The organism is Mycobacterium sp. NGS61 (genome assembly GCF_059812325.1).
The window spans coordinates 43,987-69,987 of the sequence record NZ_JCALCL010000006.1 but is presented as its reverse complement, the minus strand read 5'-3'; the positions used below and the strand labels follow the sequence as shown (position 1 = coordinate 69,987).

The 26,001-nt window shown below is 66.6% G+C and carries 21 protein-coding genes and 1 pseudogene; 13 read left to right on the top strand and 9 right to left on the bottom strand.

The genetic code is table 11. The annotated features are described in order from the left end of the window. Positions 1-7 precede the first annotated feature (7 nt). Positions 8-811 carry a mycofactocin-coupled SDR family oxidoreductase gene (locus tag AC5Y3Z_RS14520; protein WP_473139373.1) on the bottom strand — a complete coding sequence of 268 codons (804 nt, stop codon included), beginning with the start codon at positions 809-811 and terminating at the stop codon, positions 8-10. 371 nt (positions 812-1,182) lie between these two features. Here AC5Y3Z_RS14520 and AC5Y3Z_RS14515 point away from each other — a divergent pair, with 371 nt between their 5' ends. Together AC5Y3Z_RS14515 and AC5Y3Z_RS14510 are read left to right on the top strand one after the other, a co-directional pair. Then, on the top strand, positions 1,183-2,139 hold the full coding sequence (locus AC5Y3Z_RS14515; RefSeq protein WP_463825727.1) for a DNA polymerase domain-containing protein: 957 nt from the start codon (positions 1,183-1,185) through the stop codon (positions 2,137-2,139). Positions 2,140-2,152: 13 nt separating this feature from the next. Further along, complete coding sequence (locus tag AC5Y3Z_RS14510; RefSeq protein WP_473139372.1) at positions 2,153-2,416, top strand: hypothetical protein; 264 nt, start codon at positions 2,153-2,155, stop codon at positions 2,414-2,416. On the opposite strand, the gene AC5Y3Z_RS14505 is transcribed toward AC5Y3Z_RS14510, so the two are convergent. Then, a complete protein-coding gene (locus AC5Y3Z_RS14505; RefSeq protein WP_463825729.1) occupies positions 2,409-2,771 on the bottom strand; it encodes an SgcJ/EcaC family oxidoreductase in 363 nt (120 codons plus the stop codon). The two genes, AC5Y3Z_RS14510 and AC5Y3Z_RS14505, sit on opposite strands and share 8 nt — an antisense overlap. 10 nt (positions 2,772-2,781) lie before the next feature. Next, on the bottom strand, positions 2,782-4,128 hold the full coding sequence (locus AC5Y3Z_RS14500; protein ID WP_473139371.1) for a hypothetical protein: 1,347 nt from the start codon (positions 4,126-4,128) through the stop codon (positions 2,782-2,784). 124 nt (positions 4,129-4,252) lie between these two features. Between AC5Y3Z_RS14500 and AC5Y3Z_RS14495 the strand changes: the two are divergent. The 9 genes and pseudogenes from AC5Y3Z_RS14495 (at position 4,253) to fadD1 (ending at position 15,471) form a co-directional block, all read left to right on the top strand. After that, a pseudogene (locus tag AC5Y3Z_RS14495) lies at positions 4,253-7,554 on the top strand (LuxR family transcriptional regulator). A gap of 13 nt (positions 7,555-7,567) precedes the next feature. Then, positions 7,568-9,010, top strand: a complete 1,443-nt coding sequence (locus tag AC5Y3Z_RS14490; protein ID WP_473139370.1) for an amidase — start codon at positions 7,568-7,570, stop codon at positions 9,008-9,010. 51 nt (positions 9,011-9,061) lie between these two features. Then, positions 9,062-10,240 (top strand): acyl-CoA dehydrogenase family protein, encoded by a 1,179-nt coding sequence (locus AC5Y3Z_RS14485; protein ID WP_473139369.1) that lies wholly within the window; start codon positions 9,062-9,064, stop codon positions 10,238-10,240. 4 nt (positions 10,241-10,244) lie between these two features. Continuing rightward, on the top strand, positions 10,245-11,369 hold the full coding sequence (locus tag AC5Y3Z_RS14480) for an acyl-CoA dehydrogenase family protein (protein ID WP_473139368.1): 1,125 nt from the start codon (positions 10,245-10,247) through the stop codon (positions 11,367-11,369). Further along, entirely contained in the window at positions 11,362-11,862 is a 501-nt protein-coding gene (locus AC5Y3Z_RS14475) for a MaoC family dehydratase (protein ID WP_463825735.1), read from the top strand. The genes AC5Y3Z_RS14480 and AC5Y3Z_RS14475 overlap by 8 nt, the downstream gene beginning before the upstream one ends. Beyond that, positions 11,859-12,290, top strand: a complete 432-nt coding sequence (locus AC5Y3Z_RS14470; protein WP_463825736.1) for a MaoC/PaaZ C-terminal domain-containing protein — start codon at positions 11,859-11,861, stop codon at positions 12,288-12,290. Before AC5Y3Z_RS14475 ends, AC5Y3Z_RS14470 begins: the two co-directional genes overlap by 4 nt. After that, positions 12,287-13,489: a thiolase family protein gene (locus tag AC5Y3Z_RS14465; protein WP_473139367.1), complete on the top strand. Its 1,203-nt coding sequence runs from the start codon at positions 12,287-12,289 to the stop codon at positions 13,487-13,489. Before AC5Y3Z_RS14470 ends, AC5Y3Z_RS14465 begins: the two co-directional genes overlap by 4 nt. Before the next feature lies 1 nt (position 13,490). Further along, positions 13,491-13,898 (top strand): Zn-ribbon domain-containing OB-fold protein, encoded by a 408-nt coding sequence (locus tag AC5Y3Z_RS14460; protein WP_473139366.1) that lies wholly within the window; start codon positions 13,491-13,493, stop codon positions 13,896-13,898. After that, positions 13,891-15,471 (top strand): fatty-acid--CoA ligase FadD1, encoded by a 1,581-nt coding sequence (fadD1, locus tag AC5Y3Z_RS14455; protein ID WP_473139365.1) that lies wholly within the window; start codon positions 13,891-13,893, stop codon positions 15,469-15,471. The genes AC5Y3Z_RS14460 and fadD1 overlap by 8 nt, the downstream gene beginning before the upstream one ends. A gap of 61 nt (positions 15,472-15,532) precedes the next feature. On the opposite strand, the gene AC5Y3Z_RS14450 is transcribed toward fadD1, so the two are convergent. The 5 genes from AC5Y3Z_RS14450 to AC5Y3Z_RS14430 all read right to left on the bottom strand — a co-directional run bounded on the left by AC5Y3Z_RS14450 (position 15,533) and on the right by AC5Y3Z_RS14430 (position 22,796). Beyond that, the gene (locus tag AC5Y3Z_RS14450; protein ID WP_473139364.1) at positions 15,533-16,765 is read right to left on the bottom strand and encodes a cytochrome P450; all 1,233 of its coding nucleotides are present in this window, start codon (positions 16,763-16,765) and stop codon (positions 15,533-15,535) included. Positions 16,766-16,833: 68 nt separating this feature from the next. Continuing rightward, positions 16,834-19,026 (bottom strand): FUSC family protein, encoded by a 2,193-nt coding sequence (locus tag AC5Y3Z_RS14445; protein WP_473139363.1) that lies wholly within the window; start codon positions 19,024-19,026, stop codon positions 16,834-16,836. Between the two features lie 10 nt (positions 19,027-19,036). Further along, a complete protein-coding gene (locus AC5Y3Z_RS14440; RefSeq protein ID WP_473139362.1) occupies positions 19,037-19,522 on the bottom strand; it encodes a PNPOx family protein in 486 nt (161 codons plus the stop codon). Between the two features lie 102 nt (positions 19,523-19,624). Then, complete coding sequence (gene lpqN, locus AC5Y3Z_RS14435) at positions 19,625-20,329, bottom strand: envelope biogenesis lipoprotein LpqN (protein WP_463825744.1); 705 nt, start codon at positions 20,327-20,329, stop codon at positions 19,625-19,627. Between the two features lie 91 nt (positions 20,330-20,420). After that, a complete protein-coding gene (locus tag AC5Y3Z_RS14430) occupies positions 20,421-22,796 on the bottom strand; it encodes a lysylphosphatidylglycerol synthase transmembrane domain-containing protein (protein ID WP_463825980.1) in 2,376 nt (791 codons plus the stop codon). 234 nt (positions 22,797-23,030) lie between these two features. Between AC5Y3Z_RS14430 and galT the strand changes: the two genes are divergently transcribed. Beyond that, positions 23,031-24,050 (top strand): galactose-1-phosphate uridylyltransferase, encoded by a 1,020-nt coding sequence (gene galT, locus AC5Y3Z_RS14425; protein WP_473139502.1) that lies wholly within the window; start codon positions 23,031-23,033, stop codon positions 24,048-24,050. Continuing rightward, the gene (locus tag AC5Y3Z_RS14420; protein ID WP_473139361.1) at positions 24,047-25,138 is read left to right on the top strand and encodes a galactokinase; all 1,092 of its coding nucleotides are present in this window, start codon (positions 24,047-24,049) and stop codon (positions 25,136-25,138) included. The genes galT and AC5Y3Z_RS14420 overlap by 4 nt, the downstream gene beginning before the upstream one ends. Positions 25,139-25,284: 146 nt before the next feature. On the opposite strand, the gene AC5Y3Z_RS14415 is transcribed toward AC5Y3Z_RS14420, so the two are convergent. After that, positions 25,285-25,989, bottom strand: a complete 705-nt coding sequence (locus tag AC5Y3Z_RS14415) for a TVP38/TMEM64 family protein (protein WP_473139360.1) — start codon at positions 25,987-25,989, stop codon at positions 25,285-25,287. Positions 25,990-26,001 lie beyond the last annotated feature (12 nt).

The window sequence follows — 26,001 nt, the reverse complement described above, 5'->3', positions numbered from 1 at the left end:
GTCAATATCAGTGAATCCGGGCGCTCCCGCCGAGTCCGACCTCCAAGACGCTGCCCGTAATCACCCCGGGATCGGTGACCAGGTACACGACCGCGCGGCTGACGTCCTCCGGTTCGATCCAGGGTTGCGGTATCGGGTTGGCCTTCATCATCCTGCGCACCAATTCGTCGGGAACGGACTCGTCACCCTCGGGTTGGACCATCGGCGTGCGGGTGGTGGTGGGGCAGACGACGTTGACCGTGATGCCCTCCTTGGCGACCTCCAGCGCCACCGATTTGGCGAGCCCGATGATGCCCCACTTTGTGGCGTTGTAAGCCGCCAGATCCGGGATGCCCATCCGCCCGCCCATCGAGGAGGTCACCACGATCCGGCCGAAGCGCTGCTGGCGCATCACCGGAATGATCGCCCGTAAGGTGTGGAAGACACCGCTGAGGTTGGTGTCGACCAGTTGCCGCCACATCTGATCGCTCACTTCGGTCAACGGACCCGTGCTGACGATGCCCGCGTTGGCCACCACGATGTCGAGGCTGCCCAGGTCGGCGACCGTCTGCTCGACGGCGACGTTGACCTGACCCGAGTCGCGCACATCGACCGACAGCGGCACACAACGCCGGCCCAGTTCCTCGACCAGCTTGGTTGTCGTCCGCAAATCGTCCTCGGTGCCCAGCGGATAGGTCAGCTCCTGCATCGGCCCGGGCGCATCGACCGCGACGATGTCGGCGCCCTCGGCGGCCAGCGCCAACGCATGCGCGCGACCCTGACCTCGGGCCCCGCCGGTGATCAATGCGACCCGTCCGTCTAATGCAGCCATGAAAGGTCACGGTACCGCTGACCCCGAAACAGGTTGCGGCGGGCGGTGTTCAGCCACTCAGTGCTTCGGCCGGGGGGCCGGCAACGGGACGCAGACGCCCCGCATGCACGCGTAGTTGTGGCGTGGATAGATGGATTGGGCGGGCCGGGGCGCTTGCTCACATTCGCCGGCGGCACATGGCGGTTCTTCGGCTTGTGCCGGCGCCGGGCCCGCGAGCATCGCCGACGCCGCCAGCAACACCCCACTGAATGCTTTAACTGCGATCATCTGTGGTGGACCTCGACCCTCACTTGCGCCCGGTTACGACGATAGACCTCGTTGCCGCGCCAGCCCAGTTCGTTGTCCGACCGGCAACTGCATAGGGTTTGCAAATGAGCGTCGACGAGCAGCGCGCAGGAATCGATCTCACCAATCTGGATCAACCGCTCAGTCCCGACGCCGGCGCCACCAAGCGGAACCTGGTGGACTACCTGGAGGCCGTGGCCGACCGCATGTTGCCCGGACTCGTCGGGCGTCCGCTCACCGTGCTGCGGGTGTTGCGGGGACGGGCGCCGTTCATGCAGAAGAACGTTCCCAAGTACACCCCGGGCTGGGTGCGCACGGTCGGGATCTGGGCCGAGGCCTCGCACCGCGAGGTGCATTACCCGGTCTGCGATGACCTGCGCACCCTGCTCTGGCTGGCGAATCAACGGGCTGTCGAGTACCACCCCGCCCTGGGGTTGGCCGACGACATCTACCGGCCCACGCATCTGGTGCTCGATCTCGACCCGCCGCCCGACGCCGACTTCACGGCCGTGGTGCAGGTGGCCCACCTGGTGCGGCAGGCACTGGCCGACAGCGGTCTGGCCGGCGGGGTCAAGACCAGCGGCGCCAAGGGCGTGCACGTATTCGTACCGATCGACGATCACGCGCCCGTTGACGACGTCGCGGCCGCCACCCGGGCGCTGGCCGCTCGCGCCGAAGCGCTCGATCCCACTACGGCGACAACGGCTTTCATCGTCGAAGACCGGGCCGGAAAGGTGTTCGTCGACGCGACCCGCGCCGGGGGTGCTACGGTCGCCGCCGCCTACAGTCCGCGGCTGCGGGCGGGTACGCCGGTGTCATTCCCGCTGGACTGGTCGGACCTCGACCGGGTCAGTCCGACAGATTTCACCGTGCACACGGCGATCGATGCGCTGCCCGGTCAGGACCCCTGGGCGTCGTTGCCGCCGCCCCAGCGGCTGCCGAATGATTTGATCGAGCACGGGCGCACCATCCCGGTGGCACGGGTGGCCGCCATGCACGAGGGGAAACGCCGGGCCCGGGCCAGGCGGGCGCAGGAGAACTGAGGAGCAGCGCGAGTTGGCAACGTTCAAGCGGTACCTGGTGATCCAGGCGATGATGTTCGTGTTCGGCATCGTCGGGCCGATATTTCTGATCTTGTTTTTCGCCTCGCAACCGGACCCGCAGCTGCGGTGGGCGTTTTGGGCGGGACTGTTCATCACCTACGCCGACATCATGATCGCGCTCGCCATCACCAAGGGGGCGGTGGGCAACGAGGAGCGCATGCAGGGCGCCGCGACCTGGGACTGGGCGTCGATCACCCGACGTCGTCCGGTCAAGTGACCCGGGACGCCTGGTAGTACTGGACTCGCCAGCCGTCACCGGTGTTTACGATCAGCACGCCGAGGTTGACGTTGATGACGGATCCGTCGGGAAACGTGAAGTCGGCCCGCAGATAACCAAGGACCGCGTCCGGTGCGATGTTGCGGGTCTCGAGAATGCGGTAGACGACGGTGAGCCCCACGGGTTGGGAGTCGTAGTAGGCGGTAACGCCTTGTCGCCCAACGCTGTAGGGCCGCAACCCCTGAAAGATGCCGTCCGCTGCGAACAGCTCGGCCACCCGGTGGGGTTCGTGTGCATCAATACCCGCTTTCCAGCGGTCCATCACCTCGCGGATAACTTGTTCGGCGTCCGCCACAGCATCGACCCTAAAACCAGGGGCCCGGGTAGCGGCCGTCGGTATCGCGCACCAACACGATCTGGCGGCACTCGCCGCTCGGTGGCGCGGCGGTCTCGCCCTGGCACACCAGCGTCCAGCCCACGATCCGGCCGAACGGGCGGCCCGTCCACGCGGACGCCACCGGGTTGGCGTCGGGTAGCGCGAACACCGAATAGGTGTTGTCGGAGTTGGTCACGTACAGGTGATCGCTGAAGAACGCGATCTTGGCAATCGTCTTGGCTTCGTCGCGGCTCTTGAGCAGATCCCAGTGCTGGGTGCGCAGATTCCACACGCCGTACCCGAATTGTGAAGTGGCCGAACCACGGCCGTCGACGAAGAGTTTTCCGTCCGACAGGGTGGCGGACAACCCACCACCCGCGATCCGGTCGGCGTCACCGACCTTGATGGGAGCCCGAGTCGTGAGGTCGAAGAACATGGTGGACTGGGTCGGCGGATTGTGCGACTCCCACTGCGTGATCTGCACGAGTTTGTCTGGCCCGTCGGACAATTCGCTGTCCACGCTGGCGATCTCGTCATTCCGGAAGACGGGTTCACCGGTGGGTAACCGTAATTCGGCGCCCAGCGTGCTGCCGGCCACCGTACTGCGTTGAAAGGCCAGGACGTCCTGCCAGATCCGACCCGGCTGCGGATCATCCCACAGCGTCGACAGGTCAGCGTTGGACAGGACGACCGTCCTCGGCGGTGCCGCTGCGCCGCGGCCGTCGGTGTAGGCGTTCAACCACGCCACCCCGGGCACGGTCGGGGCCAGCCGCCATTCCTTGGCCGCGGCCAGTTTCAGGTCAGGGGTCGGCGGTTGCAGTTCCTTGGTCGCCAGCGGCTGACTCGACTTCAGGTCGAACATGTAGCCGGTGGTCTTGGTGACGTCGCCGCCCTGGGCGGGTTTGGTCGTGGTGACCACGTAGACGACCTTGGTGTCGCGTTCGGTGTTCGACAGCGCACACATGGCGCCGGTGACGGTTTCCCCGGCAGCGACGACCGGCACCGCGGGCATGATCAATTCGGCGGTCTTGGTATCCAGGACTTTCGGCCGGATGTCGTCCAGAGCGGATTTGCTGAGCGTGAATTCGGTGGGGCAACCGAAGTAGACCGTTCCGCCGTATGTTTTCCAATCCTTGGCCAGCGGACTGATGTGCGGCGGGGGCGGCGCAACGGTGTTGGCGGCAACTTTGGACGTCGGTGCCGCACTGCTCGCCGACTGGCCGGCGGGCGGGCTGACCGTCGCTGAAGTGGCGCAGGATGCCGTGGCCAAGCAGGCAAACGACACGACCAACGCACGCATGCGTCCGGACGTGAACAGCCTGTTAGACACCCTCATCAGCGTTCCCCCGCCAAGTCCCGGTTTTCTCGAGCCTAGGGCCGGCGCCGGTATCCGGCGAATCGGGGCGGTCTACGAGTTTGCACGGATGTTTTGCTGTGCGAGGTCCGACAGGCTCGCTAGCATGAGCGGCACCGGCCTACGCGTGGACACAGTGACTTGGAGCGACCTGGGCGTGCACGAGCTGCCGAGCGGCACGGTGACGTTGCTGCTCGCCGACATGGAAGGTTCGACTCGGCTCTGGGACAGCCAGCCCGAGGAGATGGCGGCCGCGATCGCCCGGTTGGATCGCGCATTGGGTGATCTGGTGGCCGTCCATAACGGTGTCCGCCCGGTCGATCAAGGTGAAGGCGACAGCTTCGTCATCGCGTTCAACCGGGCCGCCGACGCGGTGGCCTGCGCCCTCGCCCTGCAACTGGCTCCCTTGGCTCCAATCCGCCTGCGCATCGCGCTGCATACCGGCGACGTCCAGCTCCGGGACGAGAACAACTACATCGGACCGGCCATCAACCGGACCGGCCGGCTACGCGACCTGGCCCACGGCGGCCAAACGGTGCTGTCGGGTGCGACCGAGGCGATGGTCTTGGACAGCCTGCCGCCCGGTGCGTGGCTGCTCGACCTCGGCACCTATCAACTACGCGATCTGCCGCGCCCGGAACGGGTGGTGCAGTTATGCCATCGCGACCTGAACAACGACTTCGCCCCGCCCCGGACCGCGGAAACCGTTGCACTGCATAATCTTCCAGCGCACTTGACCAGCTTTGTGGGTCGCGGTGAGCAGCTGGTGCAGGTGCGGCGCTCATTGGATACGAGCAGGTTGGTGACGCTTACCGGAGCCGGCGGGGTGGGCAAGACCCGCCTCGCCATCGAGGTGGCGAGCTCGCTGTCCGACGAGCTGGACGCGGGCGTGTGGTTCGTCGACTTGGCGCCGATCGCGGATCCCGACCTCGTGGCGATCGCCACCGCCCGGGCCCTTGGTCTGCCCGACCAGCCGGGTCGCTCGACGATTGAGACGCTGCTGGGGTTCATCGGCGAGCGCCAGCTGCTCTTGGTGCTGGACAATTGTGAACACCTGCTCGATGCGACGGCGCAAATGATCGAGGCGCTGCTCAACGCCGGTGCCGGCCTGCGGTTGTTGGTGACGAGCCGCGAGCCGATCGGGGTCGCTGGCGAGGTGACGTGGCGGGTGCCGTCGCTGTCGCTGGACGGGGAGGCGATCGAGTTGTTCGTCGATCGGGCGAGATTGGCCCGCCCGGATTTCTCGCTGGCCGATCAGAGCGCCGCGGTATCCGAGATCTGTCGGCGCCTCGACGGCATGCCGCTGGCGATCGAGTTGGCGGCGGCGCGGGTGCGGGCGTTGGCGGTCGAGGAGATCCGCGAAAGTCTGCAGGACCGTTTTCGTCTGCTGACCGGCACCTCCCGGACGGCGGTGCGCCGCCAGCAGACGCTGCGGGCTTCTGTCGACTGGTCGCATGCGTTGTTGACCGACGCGGAGCGGGTGTTTTCCGCCGGCTGGCGGTATGTGTCGGCGGCTTTGATCTGGCTGCCGCCCGGACAGTGGCCGGCGACAATGAGGTCGAGCGCTACCAAGCACTCGACCAGATCACTCTGCTGGTGGACAAGTCTCTGGTGAGCGCTGAAAGTGCCTGTGGCACAACACGTTACCGCATGCTGGAGACAGTGCGCCAGTACGCGCTGGAAAAACTCGCCGAATCGGGCGAGGGCGACGACGTACGGGCCCGGCACCGTGACCACTACCTCGACGTTGCGCGGGTTCTCGACGACCCGGGCGCGGCAAGTGATCAGCAGCAGATCGGGCGGGTCGAGAGCGAGATCGACAATCTACGGGCCGCGTTCGCGTGGAGCCTTGACCGGGGCGATCCTGAAACCGCGCTGCGGTTGGCCACCGCGTTGGCTCCGCTCTGGGTGATCCGCGGCCGTATCCAGGAGGCCATCGTGGGCTGGTTTGACGCCGCTCTGGCCGAAAGTGACCGCCGTCCCGGGGCAGCATCACCGGCGGTGGTGTCACGTGCGTTCGCGGACAAAGCCGTGCTGCACACGTGGGCGGTCGGAAGCTGTGGTGACGAGTGGGCTGAGCACGCTGTGGAGATGGCACGCGAGACCGGCGACCAGGCGCTGGTGGCGCGTGCACTGACCGCCCGCGCGGTGATGGCCGCCAGTCGGGGTGAAGCCAAACAGGAGCATTTCGACGAGGCCATCGGCTCGGCGCGCTCCCTCGGCGACAAGTGGACGCTGGGTCAGGTATTGGCCTGGCAGGCGAGTTTCGAATATCTTGCCGGCGAACCGATCGCGGCCCGCACAGCGGCCGAAGAGGGACATCGGGTGGCGACCGAAGTCGGCGATCGGTTCACCCTCCGACTGTGCACCGTGTGGCTCGGTTGGGCGCAGGTTGTGGTCGGAGACCTGGCCGGCAGCGTTACCCGCCTGCGCGATCTGGAAATTGACGCGGCAGCCGCTCAGGACGCACTCCCGTGGGCATTGGCCAACACTTATCTCGGCCTGGCCCTCGCCTACCGGGGTGACACGGAATCCGCTCAGCTGGCTCTCAACAAACCCATGCAGGTCATCACCGACCTCGGCGACCTCTGGCTGGGCAACGCAAACGGCATGCACGCTGTCGCGCACCTGGCTGCCGGAGAGACATCGGACGTCGTGCGGACCAGTGCTGAAGCCTGGGAACGGTTGTATGTCAACCAGTTCCATCAAAAGTCATATGTCTATCTGCGGGCCGAGGGCGCGTTGCTGGGCAACGACATCGCGCAGGCGCGCCGGTGGGCCGACGGAGCCGTCTCGGTTGCCAGCTGTTGGCACCGGGTGCTGGCTCTGACAACCCGCAGTCGCGTGGCGATCGCGCAGGGGGACACCGAACAAGCGGAACGTGACGCATATGACGGCCTGTCGCTGGCGGCCGCGTTGGGGGCGCTGCTCGGGGTACCGGATCTCTTCGAGTTGGTGGCGACCCTGGCGATCGACGCCGGGCGCTTCCCCGAAGCCGCGCGGCTGTTCGGCGCGGCCGATGCGCTACGGCAGCGGATGGGTTCGGTGCGATTCCAGGTCTACGAGTCCTCGCATGCCGAGGCGATCGACCAGTTGCGTGCGGGCTTCGGCGACAACGAGTTTGACGACGCTTATGCCGAGGGCGCAGCGATGGCGACCGAGGAGGCAATTGCCTACGCGCAGCGGGGACGTGGCCAACGCAAGCGCCCGAGCAGCGGATGGGCGTCGCTCACCCCGACCGAACGCGCCGTCGTCGACCTGGTCAGCGAGGGACTGGGCAACAAGGCCGTCGCCGGAAGGCTTTTCATCTCGTTGCGCACCGTCGAGAGTCACCTCACCCACGTGTACACCAAACTGGGCCTGACTTCTCGCGTCCAACTCGCGCAGGAGGCAGCGCGCCACGCGTGATAGACCGATATCCATGAGCGGTCTCGCCGAAGACACCCGATGGATGGACGCCACGGACCAAGCGGCGCTGGTCGCTAGCGGCGAAGTGACGCCCAGCGAATTGCTGGAGGCAGCGATCGAACGTATCGAGCAGTCCAACCCGGCGCTGAATGCCGTGGTGATCGAGTGGTTCGACCACGCGCGCTCGGTGGCTGCCGACCCGCACCTGCCCGGCGGTCCGTTTCGCGGGGTGCCGTTTCTGCTCAAAGACCTCTACACCAGCTTCGCGGGTCAGACGTTGTCCAACGGCAATGCGGCGCTGAAGGCGGCCGGCAAGATCGACACCGCCGATACGACGCTGGTGTCCCGGTTCAAGGCGGCCGGGTTGGTGATCGCCGGACGCACGAACAGCCCCGAGATGGGCAGCCTGCCGACCACCCAGCCGCTGGCGTGGGGTGCCACCCGCAACCCGTGGGCCCTGGATCGCACGCCCGGCGGGTCCAGCGGTGGTGCTGCAGCGGCGGTGGCAGTCGGGATGGTGCCGTTCGCCAACGCCTCGGATGGCGGTGGCAGCATCCGCATCCCAGCCTCGTGCTGCGGATTGGTGGGACTCAAACCGAGCCAGGGCCGGATCACCGTCGGGCCGAGGCGCTCCGAGGTGGGCTTGGGCGTCGAGCTCGGTGTCAGTCGCACCGTGCGGGACACCGCGCGCCTGCTCGATGCGGTGCGGGGCCCGGGTGTCGGCGACATTGTGATCGCCCCGGCGCCACAACGGCCTTATGTCGAGGAACTGAGGGTCGAGCCCGGCCGGCTGCGGATCGGATTGCTGGACATCCATCCGCGCGGTGGTTTCCTGCACCAGGACTGCGTGTCCGCGGTGCGAGCCGCGGCGTCGATGCTGGCAGGCCTCGGTCACCACGTCGAACCCGCGTGGCCGTCGCCTCTTGCCGATACCACACTGCAACAGAAGTTCATGGCGCTGTGGGCAACGCAGATGGCAATGGCAGCAAGGGGATTCGGCGCCATCGTGGGGCGGGAGATGACTGCCGCGGACATCGAGCCGGTGAACTGGGAGCTGATCGAGCGGGCCAAACACGTGACCGCCGTCGACTACGCCGTCGCCCAGGAGGCGGTGTATGCATTCCGACGTGCGTTGCAGCAGTGGTGGGCCGACGGCTGGGACCTGCTGCTCACCCCGACGGTCGCCGAGCCGCCGCCGGCGCTGACGGAATTCGAGAACGATCCGGGGCGACCCACCGCGCCGATGCGCCGCGGCGGGGAATTCGCTGCCTTCACACCGCCGTTCAATATGAGCGGGCAGCCGGCGATCAGCCTTCCGCTGCACCGCAACGCAGACGGTCTGCCGATCGGCGTGCAGCTCGCCGCGGCGTACGGGCGGGAGGACATCCTGATTCGCGTTGCCGCTCAACTGGAATCCGCACATCCGTGGGCAGCGCAGCGACCCGTTATCGCTTGACGGGTATCGGGGCCGTTGGCCGCCGCCAGCGGGCGGACTACTGTCGCCGGTGTGGACTTCGAGCTCGACGACGAGCAGCGGGCGTGGCTGGTCGAGGTGCGCGAGTTTCTCCGGGAGAACGTCACTGCCGCGCTGCGCGCCGAGATGGCTGAGCACGACCTGGAATTCCGCGGTGGCGAGCTGTCGGCGTTCCGTCGCAAGATCGGGGAGCGCGGCTGGTTCGGGCTGAATTGGCCCCGCGAGTACGGCGGGCTCGGCCTCACCGCCATGCACCAGCACCTGCTGATGAGCGAGTTCGAGTACTGGGGAGTCCCCGGACCGGATCTCACCGTCACCTCGGTCGCGCCGATGATCATGCGTCACGGCACCGAGCAGAACAAGACGCAATTTCTTCCTCCGATCGCGAAGGGTGAAATCGTCTGCGCTGTCGGCTATTCCGAGCCAAATGCAGGGACTGACCTGGCCAGCCTGAAAACCCGTGCGGTACGGGACGGTGACGAATGGGTGATCAACGGATCCAAGATCTGGAACAGCGGCGCCCAACGCTGCACACATGAGTGGCTGTGTGTGCGCACCGACCCCGATGCGCCCCGCCATCGGGGCATCTCGGTGCTCATGGTGCCCATCGACGCTGCGGGCGTCGAGGTCCGCCCGCTGTACGCGTGGTCGGGCTATCGCACCAACGAGACGTTCTTCCGCGACGTGCGGGTGCCGGTCACCAATCTGATCGGTGAGGTCAACCGGGGCTGGACCTACATCACCGGAGCGCTCGACCTGGAGCGCGGTGCGTTGACCAACGCCGGGGACCTGCGGCGCGCCCTCGACGACCTGCTGGCACTGGCCGGGACCGCGCGGCGCGACGGGTCGGTGCCCGCCCGGGACCCGGCCTTTCGTCGCCGCCTCGCCGAGGCCGAGGCCGATGTCGAAGTCGCGCAGTTGATGGGATACCAGGCGGCATCCATGCTCGACTCCGGAACCATCCCCAGCGTCGAGGTCAGCGTCGAGAAGATCTTCACCAGCGAATTACGCCAGCGGATAGCGGATCTGGCGATCGATCTGCTGGGGCCCGACGGCCTGCTGGTGCACCGCAGCCTTGCAGCGCCGCAGGACGGCTTCTTCGAGCGCCTCTACCGGGTGTCGCCGTTGATGCGTTTCGGTGGCGGAACCAACGAGGTGTTGCGCGATGTCATCGCCCAGCGCGGCCACGGCATGCCCTCCTACGGCCGGTGATCGCATGCGGCTGATCCCCGATCAGGATGAACGTGACCTGGCCGCGATGTGCCGGCAGTTGCTGGCAGCCGAATGCCCGACGACGCTGGCGCGGGCACTGCACCGCCCGGACGGGGAACGCATCACCCCGGGCCTGTGGAAAGCGCTCGCCGGGGTGGGCCTGCTCGGTCTGGCAATCGAGGAGACGTTCGGCGGGGCCGGCGGTGGGCTGCCCGAACTCGGCATCTTCTGCGTCGAGGCCGGACGAGCGTTGTGCCCCATGGTTGTGCACAGCACCGTGCACGCCGCGCTCGCCGTGGACTGGTTGGGCGGTGCCGAGGCGCGGGCCGCCTGGCTGCCCACCCTGGCCTCCGGTGCGGCACGCGGCACCACCGCATTGTGCAGCCCGCGCAATGCCGCCGACCTGGCTTCTGGTTTGCACGCCCGGCAGCATGTCGATGGCCACTGGTGGTTGAGCGGCGTTGCCGACTTCGTGGCTGACGCCGATCTGGCCGACCTGATGGTCGTCGCCGCCGATACCGGCAGTGGCACAATGGGATTCGTCGTCGACGCTACCTCACCCGGGATCACCCTCGAACCGCTGACGATGATGGGCGGACATCGCGCGGCGACAGTGCGATTCGAGAGCGTGCTGATCGACGAACCCAGGCGGGCACTCGGTGAGTTGGCCGGATCAGACCTGCGGAGGGTCGCCAACGCCAGGCTGGCGCTGCTGTGTCTGGATCTGGTCGGCGTGGCCGAGGCGGTGCTGCAACGCACGGTCGACCACACCAAGATGCGTGCACAGTTCGGCCGGCCGATCGCATCGTTTCAGGCCGCCCAGCATCTGGTGGCCGACATGCACATCGCGCTGGCAGCGGCTCGGTTGGCGGCGCACTCGGCGGTGTTCTGGATCGGCCGCGGGATCCCCGCCACCCGCGAGACCGCCATCGCGCGCATGCACGCCAGTCGCATCAAGCAGATCACGTTGGATGCCCACCAGCTGCACGGCGGGATGGGGTATGTCGTCGACACCGATCTACACCTGTACTCCGAACGTGCCCGCGTGCTCGCGACACTCGGAGGCGGTGCTGACATCGCTGCGAAATGGTTGGAGGCAGAGATGAACTGGGAGAATAGAATTGACTGAGACCCTGATCGATGCCGCCTCCGCTGCGCGGGTCGGCAGTGTGGTCGCGACCGCGACCGGCGAAGTGAACCGGCGTGACTGGCAACGTTGGGCCGCCGCAGTCGACGACCATAATCGGCTGTGGTTCGACGCCGAATACGCGCGCGCACAAGGGTATCGGGACGTCATCTGCCCGCCGCTGTTCCTGCAGTACGCCGTCCTCGGTGTGACAGCGCTAGCTTCGCTGCGGCCCGACGGATCATCCGGTGCGACGACCGGCAGCCTGGCCTTTCCCAGGGCCCCGCGGCGCATGGCCGGTGGTGAAAGCACCACCTTCCACCGGCCCGCCTACCACCGTGACCAGATCGAGTTGGTGCGCACTATCGAATCGATCGTCGAAAAAGAGGGGCGCTCAGGTCGTTTCGTGCTGGTGACCTGGCGTGGTGAATACCGCAATGAGCACCGCGAACTCCTCGCCGAGGCTACGACCTCGATGATCGCGAGACCCGCATGACCGGTCAGCTGCATTACGAGGATATCGAAATCGGGCATCAGGTCACGCCGTTGACGGTTACGGTGACCGAGACGCAGATGTTCTTCTTCAGCGCCGCCACCTACAACGGCCACCGTATTCACTACGACAAGACGTGGGCGCGTGACGTGGAGGGTTACGACGACGTGCTCGTCCAGGGCCCGCTGCAAGCGGCGCTGTTGTCACGCGCCCTGACCGACTGGATCGGCGGGGCCGGACGGCTGGTGCTGTTCGCGGTGCAGAACCGCGCGATTGCCTATCCGGGGCAGGAGTTGGCCTTCGGCGGCCACGTGACGGGCAAGTCGGAGTCCGGTGCACTGGTGGACCTGGACATTTATTGCCGGCGCGGCGAGGAGGTGCTGATGCCCGGCACCGCGAGCGTCGCGTTGCCGCGCCGGAACAGGCGATGAGCGGCCTGCGGGGCGAGGCGGCCATCGTCGGGATCGCCGAATTGCCGGCCGAGCGGCGCCAGACCCGGCCGGCACTGTTCACTTTGGACCAGTACGCGGTGCTGGCCAAGAGGGTCATCGAGGATGCCGGCGTCGATCCCGGTGTGGTGAACGGTCTGTCGTGTCACGGCATCGCCGAGTCGGACATGTTCGCGCCCGCGACCCTGTCGGAGTATCTCGGCATCCCCCTGGATTTCGGTGATCGGGTGGACCTGGGTGGCGCAACCGCGGCGGCAATGGTGTGGCGGGCGGCGGCGGCGGTCGAACTGGGGGTGTGCGATGCGGTGCTGGCGGTGGTGCCCGGGTCGCTGGAGATGCCGCGGTCCGAGCGTCGGCCTGCCCGGACGCTGGGCTGGTACGGGGCGTCGAGCAACAACTACGGCTCGCCGCAGGCCGAGTTCGAAATTCCGTACGGCAATGTCGGCCAGAACGGACCCTACGCACAGATCGCCCAGCGGTATGCAGCCGAATACGGTTACGATGCACCGGCTTTGGCGAGGATCGCGGTGCACCAGCGGACCAATGCCTGTGCACACCCCGGCGCGGTGTTCCACGGCAAACCACTCACAGTCGATGACGTGCTGAACAGTCCGGTGATCGCCGACCCGATTCACATGCTGGAGACCGTGATGCGGGTCCAAGGCGGCGCCGGCGTACTGGTGGCCAACGCCGATGTCGCGCGCAGCAGCCGGCACCGGCCGGTCTGGATCAAGGGTTTCGGCGAACACATCAGGTTCAAGACACCCACCTACGCCGACGACCTGATGCACACGCCGATTGCCCGTGCCGCCGACAAGGCCTTCGCCATGGCCGGATTGGGCCGCGATGACATCGACGTCGCCTCGATCTATGACTGCTACACGATCACCGTGCTGATGACGCTGGAGGACGCCGGGTTCTGCGGCAAGGGCGAGGGGATGCTGTGGCTGACCGAGCACGACCTCACTTACCGCGGTGATTTCCCGGTCAACACCGCCGGGGGCCAGTTGTCGTTCGGTCAGGCCGGCATGGCGGGTGGGATGCATCATGTGGTCGACGGCGCGCGTCAGCTGATGGGCCGTTCCGGTGCGGCGCAGGTGCCTGACTGCAACACCGCATTCGTCACCGGCAACGGCGGCATCATGAGCGAGCAGGTGGCCCTCGTGCTGGGCGGCGACTGACATGACCGGTGCGCTGCCGCTGCCCGAGCCGACGCCCGTTTCCGCACCGTTCTGGGATGCGTTGCGCGAGCACAGGATTCTGATCCAATACTCACCGTCGGCGGAAAGGTATGTGTTCTACCCGCGTACGTTGGCGCCCGGCACGCTGACCGACGACCTGGAATGGCGTGAAATCGACGGTGCCGGAACGCTGTACACCTACACCGTGGCGCGGCGCCCCACCGGCCCGCCGTGGGCGGAACGTCTGCCGCAGTTGCTCGCTGTCGTCGAATGGGATGTCGGGCCGCGGGTCAGCACCGAACTCGTCGACGTCGAACCGGACGATATCCGCATCGGCATGCGGGTGGTGCCGGTGTTCTGTGACGGTGACGGCATCACGTTATTGCGGTACCGGCCTGCCGATGTTTGAGACGATGCAGCAGCTGCTGCGTTCCCGGATCGACGACGACTCCGTCGCGGTGCGCCATGGCGAGCGAACCTGGACCTGGCGTGAGCATCTCGCCGAGGCGTCCGCCGAAGCCTCTGTCGTCCTGGCCCGCCTCGCCGCGGGGCGTCCCAGTCATGTCGCTGCGCTGCTGGGCAATTCGCCGGCGATGCTGCGGTCGATGGCTGCGGCCGCACTCGGTGGGTATGTGCTGTGCGGGATCAACACCACCCGCCGCGGAGCCGGCTTGGTGGCGGACATCACAAGGTCGGACTGCCAGCTGGTGCTCGTCGACGACGATCATCTGTCGCTGCTCGACGGGCTGGACCTACCGGGTGTGGTTGTTCTGAACGTCAACGGCGCCGAGTACCGCGACGCAGTGACGGGTGCGGCTCCGTTGCTGGCCCGTGAAGTCGGCGGTGCGGATCCGGTGATGATGATCTTCACCTCCGGCACCAGTGGTGACCCTAAGGCGGTGCGGTTCGCTCACGCGATGGCGGTCATGTGCGGGGCGAGTCTGGTCGAGCGGTTCGCGCTCACCGGCACCGATGTGTGTTACCTGGCAATGCCCCTGTTCCATTCCAACGGTGTGGCCGCAGGCTGGTCGGTTGCGGTGAGCGCCGGTGCCGCCATGGTTCCGGCCAAGTTCTCCCCGGCACGGTTCCTCACCGATGTCCGGCGGTACGGGGTCACGTACCTGAATTACGTGGGTAAGCCGCTGGCGCTGGTACTGGCCACACCGGAACAGCCCGACGACGCCGACAACCCGCTGCGCGCAGCGTTCGGCAACGAGGCCACCGAACGCGATATCGCGGATTTCGCAAGGCGATTCGGGTGTCGAGTGGTGGACAGCTTCGGCTCCAGCGAATTCGCCGTGGTCGTGATGCGTGAAGACGGTACGCCGCCGGGTTCGATCGGCAGGGGATATCCCGGTGTCAGTGTGTACCACTCGGAGACCCGCACCGAATGTGCGCCTGCCGTATTCGATCAGTACGGCGCACTCGTCAACGTCGACGAAGCGGTCGGCGAATTGGTCAACACCTACGGGGCGGGTGGATTCACCGGCTACTACAACGATTCCGCGGCGACCGACGAACGGATGCGCGACGGGATGTACTGGTCAGGTGACCTCGCCTACCGCGACGCCGACGGGTGGATTTACCTGGCCGGGCGCACTGCGGACTGGATGCGGGTAGACGGGGAGAACCTTGCGGCCGGTCCGATTGAGCGCATCCTGCAGCGGATTCCCGAAGTCAACCATGTCGCGGTGTACGCGGTTCCCGACGCGCACGTCGGCGATCAGGTGATGGCGGCACTGGTGCTGAACAATGCAGCGACATTGACGCCCAAGCAGTTCGGTGACTTTCTCGCCGGCCAACCCGACCTGTCGCCGAAGGCGTGGCCGCGTTACGTCCGGATCAATGCGGCCCTGCCCCGGACCGCGACCAACAAGATCCTCAAGCGGAAACTGATCGAGGCGGGTGTTTCCGCCGGGGACGGCACGTTGTGGGAACGGGCGGAGCGTGGACGGGATTACGTTGTCCGCGTGAAGAACTGAGCACTTGTCGGTGGGTGTCCCTGCCCGGCCGCAACACCCGCACCGAAACCGACGGCACACTTTACTTACTCCCGTAATCGACCTGCCAGTGTTTGATCCCGGTGATGAACGGCGATCGCAGTCGCTCGGGTTCGCCCAGCGACTGCAGGTCGGGCATGGTGTCGGCAATCGCGTTGAACATCAGGTCGATCGTCATGCGGGCCAGATTGGCGCCGATGCAGTAATGCGCTCCGGTGCCGCCGAATCCGACGTGCGGATTGGGGCTGCGCAAGATGTTGAAGGAGTACGCGTCGTCGAAGACGTCCTCGTCGAAATTGGCTGACCGGTAGAACATGACCACCCGCTGGCCCTTCCTGATCGCAACGCCGCCGAGTTCGGTGTCGATCAGTGCGGTGCGCTGGAAGGCGGTGATCGGTGTGGCCCAGCGGATGATCTCGTCGGCCGCGGTCTTCGGGCGTTGCGACTTGAACAGCTCCCATTGCTCGGGACAGTCGGCGAAGGCCATCATGCCGTGCGTGATCGAATTGCGGGTGGTCTCGTTGCCCGCGATGGCCAGGGTCACCACGAACATGCCGAACTCGGCGTCGGACAAGCTGCCGTCGTTGTCAGCACGCACCAGCGTCGACACGATGTCCGGTCCGGGATTGTCGGCCTTGCGGGCTGCCAATTGCATGGCGTACCACATCATTTCGCCCGCCGAGGTCAGCGCGTCATGGTCGGCGAACTCGGGATCGTCGCTGCCGATCATCTGGTTGGACCAGTCGAAAAGCTTTTCACGATCCGCCACCGGCACTCCGAGCAGCCCGGCGATCGCCTGCAACGGCAATTCGGCGGCCACCTGTCGGACGAAGTCTCCGCTACCTTCGGCCGCGGCCCGGGCGGCGATCTTCCCCGCCCGTTCGGAAAGGTCGGCTCGCAGCCGCTCGATGGCGCGGGGCGTGAAACCGCGCGCCACAATCTTACGTAATCGGGTGTGTTCCGGGTCGTCCATCATGATCATCGATGTCCGTCCGGCCTCAATCTGGCCCTGCGCCAAGTCATCCCGGTAGCGCGGCACGATCGACTTCTCGGCCGACGAGAACACGTCGCTGCGCAACGAAACGTCACGAACGTCGCGGTGCTTGCTCACCACCCAGTAGCCGCCGTCGCCGAAACCGCCTGTGTCGGGCGGCTGCTCATTCCACCAGACCGGGGCTGTCGCGCGCAGTTCGGCGAACTCGGCCACCGGCAGCCGGTGCGCGTAGATGTCGGGGTCGGTGAAGTCGAAGCCCGGCGGCAGGTTGGGAGCGGCCATCCGACATCCTCCTCGGCGAGGTGTGATCGAGATGATCGTAGCCAGGCGCCGGCCGGGGAACGCAAGAGTTATGCCGCCTTTGGACCAATCGGACCGAGTACTGCATCCGCATCGAGGTGGGTTGCCGCGGCGATGATCACCCGGTCTATCTGGCGTAGCGGATGTAGCACCGAAAGCTGTAGATCCGATATGGGTCGGCTGTCATGGCGGCGGGCCAGTTCCTCGGCCGCGTCCAGCGCATCTGCCGCCGAGACGATGGCCGCCGGCTGTGTACCGTCGAGGGTCTCGACCAGCGCGGCGATGTTCCGCTGGACCTGCGCGGCGGCGTCGGACACCGCTGCCGCGAGTTCACCGGAGGAGTCAGGGCTTTCGTACCGCTCGCTGCGGCGGGCCAGGACGCGGGCATACCGGTCGCAGGCAGCGAACAACCTGAGTTCGCGCTGCATGTTGCGGCGACCGGCCAGGCCGGTAACCCCGGCGACCAGCGGTTTGGCAGTGGCCCGGTACTGCTGCAACTTGCGATCGAGTTGTCGCGCCTGTTCGGTCGGGCTCACTGCGGCGTCGTCGTCGAACATCGTCGCGACCGAGGTTTCGATCAGGGTGCACAGCGCCGTCAAGAACTCGCGGGTGTCGTTGCGGATAGTGGTGCCGATATTGGTGGGTAGCACCAGAATTGCGACGGCGACACCGATCACCGCACCGACCGCTGTCTCCTCGATCCGCACCACCAGAACATCGACACTGAACTGGCCCATCAGTCCGTACAACAGGGCCAGCATCGTAGTGATCCAGAACGCCATCAGGCTCTGGGTGACCTGCATGAAATAGAAGGTGCAGAACAGGCACGCAAAGACCATCGCCACCGAGCCGACCGTGTTTCCGGCGAACAGGGTGGCGACCAGCATGCCGCACGGGACGCCCAGCGCCGTACCCAACAGTCGCTGCCAGCCCTTGGTGAGGGTGTCACCCCAGGTGTTGGTGCCGGCGAAGACCACGAACGCCGCGATCACCGCCCAATACCAGCGATCCGGCGATACCCGGTCGCCGACGACGATGGCCAGCGCGGCCGCCACGCTCGCCTGGATCGCCTGCCGGGTCGTCGGCAGCAGGCCGGCGGGCGACTGCTCGGCATCGGTGTCGCCGTCGGGTTCCGCGGCATCGTCCTCCGGCATCGATGGTTCGAAGTCGCCGCCGACGACGCTGTCGATCAGTGTCCGCACCTCCGAAGTGGCGGTGGCAGCGCCGATTATCGCCATGGCCAGTCGCCGCACGGCGATGTCACCGGCGGGCTGAGCGTCCAGGACGTGCTGTGCGCGGTCGGCGGCGCGGCGGAGTCCGTCCGGACTGGGGTTCCTGATCGCCCGGCTGAGTTCGGTGAGCGCGCCGATCAGTTCGTCGCGTTGCGCAGCGGGGAACGGGGATCCCTGTTGGGCCGACAGGGCCGCGCGCTGGGCGGCGATCGCCGCCCATTCGACCGCCAGTTCGGCGTCGAACAGCCACGGCGCCAACCGTTCCCCGAGGGACGGGGCGGCCGGGTTCGACTTGTCTTCGATGCGATCCTGCACCATCAGCGCGGTGTCGTTGAGTCGCGCGATACGGGCGCGCATGCGGCGCCGACGCCGCTCATCGAGACGGTCCGCCCGCAGCAACTCGGCGGCAGTGTCGACCACGAGCGCCATCCGCGCCCGCAACGAGCGAATAGTGGCCCGCAGCACGCGTTCTGGGCGATCCGGCAGTACATAGGTCGTCATCAAGAAAGTGCTCAGCGTGCCCACCGCAACCGCGCAGAGCATGTACGGCAACTCGTGCAGACCGGCCCGCAGATACAGCGCGAAGAAATAGGCCATGAACGCCACCATGCCCAAAGCCTGCCCGCGTGCACCGAATCGGCGGATATAGACCGCGACGAAGACCACGACGACGAACACGGCGTCGGTCACCAGTGGGTGGGGTGACAGCAGGGCGGCAGCGGTGATCGACAGGCCGGCCGGTATCGGCAACAGCGCCATGGTGATCCGTTGCGTACGCGGGTCGGGTTCGTTGACCGACCGCGACGCGACCATCGTGATGACTGCACCGAACAGTGCGACCGTCAACGGTTGCCGCGTCGCCGTGGTGAGCACGTACATCACCACCAGCGAACACGCCAGCGCGATCGTGGCGCGAATGGCCAACCGCAGCCGCAGCAGCCCGGGATCGGTGCCGGCCGTCCAGGTGCGGGCGCGCTGGAGAAACGCGGGGATCACGTCGACCGACTGCAAAGGAAAACGGTTACGCGTCCGGGGTGAACTTGATCGCTACCAACTTCAACCGGTCGATCGCCTCGGCGAAGTCCTCCCGGGCCGGTATGCGCTCATCGCGGAATTTCAGGCCCATCATCCGCTGGGCTCGTTTGACTCCGTAGGACTGGGCGCAACGCAGATACAGGTCATACGTCGTCGCGGGGTCTTCGACGACTTCGCCGCGCATCGTCCGCGTCCTGCCGTCGTAGACCACTTGCGCGGGTCCGCCGCCTTTGAAGTTGTACTTCCAGTTCGCATTGGCCAGCGCATAGAGCTCGTTGTCGATGACGTGGGCGCTCACCGGAACAGAGAACTGTTTGCCCGACTTGCGGCCGGTGAACTTCAGCACCATCAGCTGTCTGCCTATCGGTCCCGCGAACGGTGTGCCCAACAGGAAACGCAGGACCGGGTTGATGGCTTTGAGTAATGCCGACGGTGGATGGCCGACGTCGACCGCGTACGACTGATCTGTCATGTCACCAACCGTAAGTCCAATCGGGGTCGGGCACCGAAATACCCCGACCGACGGAAACGCCGCGGAGCGGGCTGGCTCCGCGGCGTACCGTCAGTTGCCTGGTCAGCTCGTCGTGATCGTCGTCTGCTCATCGATGACGTTGGTGGCCGCCATCAACGGGGCTTGCTCGGAGTCCAGCGCGTCGGCATCGAGTTGCAGCACGAACACCCCGTTGGGTCCGGTGATCACCACGGTCTTCTGCGCGACCGTCCGCTTCTTGTCGTTCTTGACGTACGTGCCGCCGAACTGCCAGGCCTTGAAGGTCTCGCCCGGCGCGACGCCCAGTGTGCCCTCGCGCCCGTTGGCGCTGCCACCCTCGAATTGCGGCAGGTTCTTCAGCTCACCCGGGGCGTATTCGAGGATCTTGGCCGGGTCGACGTCACCGTCGAGCCTGGAGACGATCGCCACGATGGTGGGCGCATCGTTGGGGTCCGCGGGCGCGTCGAAGACGATCCCGCCGTACGGTGCGTTGGGGCCCTCCGGCAGCGTGTGCCAGCCGTTGGGGACCGGCAGGTTGATGGTCGGGGATCCCGGGTCGCCGTGGTGAACGGGGGTCTCCTTGATGTTCTTTTCCCGGATGTAGTCGGCGATGGTCTTATTCGCCTGCGAACCGGCCGTGGGGCTGGTGGTCGGGGCTGACACGGTGGTGGTGGAGGTCGACGTGCTTGTCGACGTCGACGTCTTGACTTCCGTTTTCGTTTCAGAGTGGCAGCCGACCAGCGTCAGGCTCAGGGCCACTGTTGCCACGACCGCGGTGAGATCCTTCATCTACGTGTTCTCCCAGAGTTGGGCCCCGGTGTCTGTGCCCGGTGACGTTGCCTGAGATTATCTGTATGGCCGCGACTCGCAGCACCCGGCGTCAGACCATTTCATTCTTGGTGAGCCAGCGCATTACCGGCCACCCCACGAAAACCGGCAACCAACAGGTCAGCACCCGGTACAGCAACACCGACGGCACCCCGATAGCGGCAGGCACGCCGAAGGCGGCCAAGCCTCCGATCAGCGCCGCCTCGACGGCGCCGACGCCGCCCGGGGTGGGAGCTGCTGACGCCAGGGTGCCCCCGACCATCGTCACCACCGTGACGGTGACGAACGTGGTGCCGCCGCCGAACGCCTCGACGCTCGCCCACAGCGCCAGCGCAGCGCCGAGAGTTGTTCCGGCACTGCCTAAGACGATCAGCGACAGCCGCTTCGGCTCCTTGGCCAGCTCGACGAGGTCACCGGTCACTTCCGTGAGTTTCGGACGCAGTTCGGTGGACAACCACCGCCGCAAGTTGGGCACCAGCAGGAAGGTGCCGAGGATACCCAGCGCGACCCCGGCGATCAGGTAGAGCACCGTGGCGGTCGGAACGAAATGCGAGAGGTCGGTCGATGTTCCGGCAACGGCGCTGAACAAGATCAGCAGCGCGACGTGGACGATGACCTGCACCGACTGCTGCAGCGCCACCGCCGCGGTGGCCCGCAATGCAGTCAGGCCGCCCTTCTGCAGGAATCGGGTGCTCAGCGCCAGGCCACCGACACCGGCCGGGGTGGTGGTAGCCGCGAAAGTGTTGGCCACCTGCATGATTGACAAATTCCGGAAGCTGACGGCACCGTCCGCGCAAGCCCACAACGCACCGGCCGCGCCCACGTAGGTCAACGCCGAGACCGCCAGGCCGAGCAGCGCCCACGACCAGTTCGCGTGTCTCAATTCCGAGAAGAACGTCGGCACCGTGCTGATGAAGGGATACGCCACATAGACCAGGGCGCCGATCAGCACCAGTTGAATGACCTGGCTACGGCTGAACCTGGTGATCGTCTCGTCTTTGATCTGATCGGCACCTGTTTGGCGCTGCACCTCCGCTCGGGCCTCGGCAATGACCGTCTTCGCGTTAGCCACGGAACGCCGGATACGTTTCGGCACAGCTGATTTCGTCAAGCGCCGGGACGCGGTGAGGATGGTCTCGTTACCGAACGTATCGATGGCGGCGGCCACCGCTGAGCGGGCGTCGTACAACGCCGTCGTCGTCACCAGCAGGTGGGCGATGTCGGACTGCAGTTGGGCATCGGTCGCGCCGTACTCGGCGGCGCCGAACCCCCCGAACAATGCCTTGCCGTCGGCGACCGTGATCTCATTGCAGCGCAGGTCCCCGTGCGAGATCTGATGGTCGTTGAGGATGCGCAAGGATTCCCAGATGCTGCCGACCGGTGTCCGGCCGGCGCATTCCGCGAGCGGCACCCCCCGAACGGGCTCGTGGGCATACATCGTCCAGCCGCGGTCCAGAGCGGCCAGCGCGATCGTCGCGGTGTTCGCCACGCCGATGTCACTGATGGCGATCGCCATCAGGGCGCGATGCTCGACAGCGCGTCGCAGCGAGGTCTGCAGTGGTGCGGTCTCCGACCCGCGCAGCCGCAATTTCCACCACAGTTGACGCAGGGCACCGCCACTGCGCTGATGCGGCCCGTACAGTTCGACCGCGGCACGTGCCGCAGGCTCGGTGGCTTCGGCCGACAACACCAGCGGCCCCGGACCGCCGGGTCGGACCACCAGCAGCCGGGACGCAAGAAATCCGCGTTTGGCCATCGCGCGGACGGCGCCGTCCAGCGGGACCTCCAGCGCGGGGGTCCCGACGACCAGGACCACGAACGCGCCGACGAACCAGCCGACCGACAGCCCGACCACTGCACGCGCGGGGATGATGGCGCTGATGACGAGGTGGATCGGCACGAAAGCCAGCAGCAGCGTCCACCACCAGCGCCGCCAACGGGCGGGCAGCCACGGCCCGGACACGGTCAGTACCGCCGCAAGCATTGCGATCCAGCGCGGGTCGTCGAGGAACTGCGACGGCAGCGTGCTCAGCTTGTCGGTGAGGTCGAAGTGCCAGTTCGGCGCGGCGATGCGGTTGCTGCTGATCGACAGCGGCAGTACGGCCAGCAGCGCGGCGGCCCCGTACGCGCCGAGCAACTTCCACTGCCGCGACACGATCAGCCCGATCAGGATGATGAACGGCAACGCCAGGATGGCGATGCCGTACGCGAGGTACACCAGATCGGATTGGGTCTGCGTCAGCACCCCGACGATCTCGGAGATGGATTTCTCCAGCGCTATCCAGCGGGGGCGGGTGATCAGCGAACTGGTGATCACCCCGACGAGCGCGAGGGTCGCCAACCCCAGCCGGATGATGTCGTTGGTGCGCCGGGTCAGTGGTTGCAGCAAGCTGCCGGACACCGTGATGTCGCGCCCGTCGACTCGCATGTGCACGGGTCGTCCTTCGAGGTCCTTGGGATCGGTTCCGGCTGCCGTGTTCTACGACAACTTAGCCTGCGCCGTGCGCCGCAGCCGTTCCGATCCCCCTTTTGTTCTAGGGTCGGCGGTGGTGTCCATCGACTGCGGGAAGTCTGGAGTGTGAGCGAGCATCCGCTGTTCAGCGGCCAATTCGCAGCGACGCGGTGGGCGCTGGCCGACGGTCGTGAGCTGCTCTTCTTCGCGATGCCCGGCCACGTCCCCGCGCCGGTTCCGGATCGCCGGCCGCTACCCGAGCGCGACCCGGCGCCCTCGGAGCTGCGGTATGACCGGACCACCGGGCAATGGGTGATCATCGCTGCGCATCGCCAGGATCGGACCTACCGGCCGCCGGCCACGCAGTGTCCGCTGTGTCCGGGGCCGACGGGAATGACCAGTGAGGTGCCCGCCCCCGGATACGACGTCGTCGTCTTCGAGAACCGGTTTCCCAGCCTGGCCGGTACCGGCATCATCAGCGACCCCGGCGACGACGCCTTCGTGTCCGCCGCACCCGCCGGGCGATGCGAAGTGATCTGCTTCTCGGCCGACCACACCGGCTCCTTCGCGGGTCTGGACATCGGGCACGCCCGCCTGGTGGTCGAGGCATGGCGGCACCGCACCGCCGACCTGCTGACCCGGCCCGGCGTTGCGCAGGTGTTCTGCTTCGAGAACCGCGGCGAGGAGATCGGTGTGACGCTGAGCCATCCGCACGGCCAGATCTACGCGTATCCGTATGTCACCCCGCGCACCGCCTTGATGCTGCAGCAGGCTCGTCGGCACCGGGCCCGCCACGGCTCCAACCTGTTTGCCGACCTGCTGGCCCGTGAGGTTGCCGACGGCGCCCGGGTCATCTCGCACGGGGAGTTGTTCACCGTTTTCGTGCCGTTCGCTGCGCGCTGGCCGGTGGAGGTACACATTTATCCGAATCGGTTGGTGCGCAACATCACTGAGCTGACCGGTGCGGAACTGGACGAGTTCGCGGTGACGTATCGTGACGTGTTGCGCAGGTTCGATCGGATGTATTCGTCACCGCTGCCCTACATGTCGGCGCTGCACCAGTACACCGATGCCCAGCGGGACGGCTATTTCCACGTCGAGCTCATGTCGATCCGGCGCAGCGCCGCCAAGTTGAAGTACCTGGCGTCCGCCGAGTCGGCGATGGATGCGTTCATCAGCGATGTCACCCCCGAAACGGTTGCCGCCCGCATGCGCGAGCTGGGTTCGTGAGCGTCCGTTACGCAGCGCCCGGGCGGGTCAACCTGATCGGCGAACACACCGACTACAACTTGGGTTTCGCGCTGCCGATAGCTTTGCCGCAGCGCACCGTCGCCACCTTCTCATCCGACCGCAGCGACGCAATCACCGTGCACAGTGATCGCGCCGACGAATCGGTGCGGATCAGGCTCGACACCGTGCCGGGTGAGGTGACTGGGTGGGCGGGCTATGTAGCCGGGGTGGTGTGGGCGCTGCGTCGGGCCGGCCACCGGGTACCGGGCGGAACGATGGCGATCAGCAGTGACGTCGAGATCGGATCTGGTCTGGCATCCTCTGCGGCGCTGGCGTGCGCGGCAGCGGGTGTCATCGACGCCGCCGCCGGTATCGGTCTGGAGCGGACCCTCCTGGCCAGGATGGCGCAGCGTGCCGAGAACGAATACGTCGGTGCGCCAACGGGTTTGCTCGACCAGTTGGCGGCGTTGTTCGGCAAGACGAAGAAAGCGTTGCTGATCGATTTCCAGACCACCACCGTCGAGTTGGTGCCTTTCGATCCGGACGCTGCCGATGTCGTTCTGCTGCTGCTGGATTCACGGGCCCGACACAGTCATGCCGGCGGGGAGTATGCGACACGACGAACCTCCTGTGAGCGGGCGGCTGCCGCTTTGGGCGTTGCCTCGTTGCGTGACGCGCAGCACCGCGGGCCGGCGGCACTGAGTGCGATCGCCGATCCGGTCGACGCCCGCCGCGCCCGGCATGTCCTGACCGAAAATCAACGGGTTCTGGATTTCGTTGCCGCGCTGCAAGATTCGGATATGGTTGCGGCCGGTCGAATCATGACCGCGTCACACGCCTCCATGCGCGACGATTTCGGCATCACCACCGGGCACATCGATCTGTTCGCCGACACCGCAGTGGCTGCCGGCGCGCTGGGTGCCAGGATGACCGGAGGCGGGTTCGGGGGAAGCGTGATCGCCCTGGTGCCGGCGGATCGAACGACTGCCGTCGCATCGGCGGTACGACGGGCGGCGTCTGATGCCGGTTACGAGGAGCCGACGATCTGTTCGACGAGTGCTGCCGACGGGGCGTCCGTGTGTCAATGAGTGAGCGCGCCGGACTGCGGGCCCGCTCGGGCCGCTATTGAGGGCGGACGTGCGCATGGTCTGTCTTGACCCATCGGTCCGGCCACGGAGTTCGTAAATGAGGATCCGGCGAACCTGTTCGTCTCCGCGCAGCGCCGCTGAGTGGATCATTGCGGATCCTCAGCGGCGCGGGTATGCCCGCGCCAGTGCCGGTACCCGCGGCGCGCCGCGAACGCACCGATGATGGCGGTCACACACCACACGCCTATCGCCGCGTAGGCCAGCGTCGAGGACCGGTCGCGGATCGAGGCACCGAGCGCGGTGTAGACGAAGGCGCGGGGCGCCGATCCGATAAATGAGCCGATCGCCATCTGCCACAACGGAACTCCGAATGCACCGAACGTGTAAGAGGCGAGGGCGTCGGAGATGCCCGGAACGAATCGCTGGCCGACAACCGCCCACAGTCCGCGCCGCTCGATCAGCGCGTCGATGCGGTCGGCCCGGCGGGCACCCAGCAACCCGCGGGCGCTGTCCCGGCCGGCCCGGCGCCCGATCCGGCTCGCGACGATCGCAGTGCCCACCGACGCGCCCAGCGTCACGAAGATGCCGACCACCGGACCGAACAGCAGCCCGCTGCCGGCGGCCAGCACCGATCCCGGCACGAACAAAGCACCCAGCATTGCCGACACCGGCACGTACACCAGCGGTGCCAACGGGCCCGTTGTCGCGACCGCCCGCCGCACCGAGTCGATATCGATCACGCGCGCGATGGCTGTCAAGTAGAACATCGCGAATAGGAAACCGAGCAGCAACACCAGTTTGACGATGTGGCGGCGACGCGAGTTGGGGACTACTTCGTCACTGTGGACCATGGTGTCTGCGTA